The sequence below is a fragment of the Nocardia sp. bgisy118 genome (genome assembly GCF_057708605.1).
The window spans coordinates 1-893 of the sequence record NZ_JBYISM010000082.1; the positions used below are offsets into that span (position 1 = coordinate 1).

1 pseudogene is annotated in these 893 nt (G+C 70.2%); it reads left to right on the plus strand.

Annotation, left to right across the window (positions count from 1 at the left end):
* Positions 1-893, plus strand: a pseudogene (locus AC3EO7_RS37805) (pyruvate carboxylase); the annotation flags it as partial.

An 893-nucleotide genomic window follows, 5' to 3' on the forward strand; every position in this document is an offset into this window, starting at 1 on the left:
GCGCTGCGCGAGCAGAAGGCGGTCGGGATCACCGATACCACCTTCCGTGACGCGCACCAGTCGCTGCTGGCCACCCGCGTGCGGTCCAACGGTCTGCTGCAGGTCGCCGGGCACGTCGCGCGGATGACCCCGGAGCTGCTCTCGGTCGAGTGCTGGGGTGGGGCGACCTACGACGTGGCGCTGCGCTTCCTCTACGAGGACCCGTGGGAGCGGCTGGCCGCGCTGCGCGAGGCGATCCCGAACATCTGCCTGCAGATGCTGCTGCGCGGGCGCAACACCGTCGGCTACACCCCGTACCCGGAGCAGGTGACCCGCTCGTTCGTCTCCGAGGCGACGGCCACCGGCATCGACATCTTCCGTATCTTCGACGCGCTCAACAACGTCGACCAGATGCGCCCCGCCATCGACGCGGTGCGCGAAACCGGCACCGCCATCGCCGAAGTCGCGATGAGCTACACCGGCGATCTGTCGAACCCGAACGAGAACCTCTACACCCTCGACTACTACCTCAAGCTGGCCGAGCAGATCGTGGACGCGGGCGCGCACGTGCTCGCGATCAAGGACATGGCCGGTCTGCTGCGCGCGCCCGCGGCCGCGACCCTGGTCACCGCGCTGCGCAGCAACTTCGACCTGCCGGTGCACGTGCACACCCACGACACCCCCGGCGGTCAGCTGGCCACCTACCTGGCGGCCTGGCAGGCCGGCGCCGACGCGGTGGACGGCGCGAGCTCGGCCATGGCGGGCACCACCAGTCAGCCCGCGCTCTCGGCGATCGTCGCCGCGGCGGCCAACAGCGAGTTCGACACCGGACTCGACCTGGGCAACGTCTGCGATCTGGAGCCGTACTGGGAGGCGCTGCGAAAGGTGTACGCGCCCTTCGAGTCCGGGCTGCC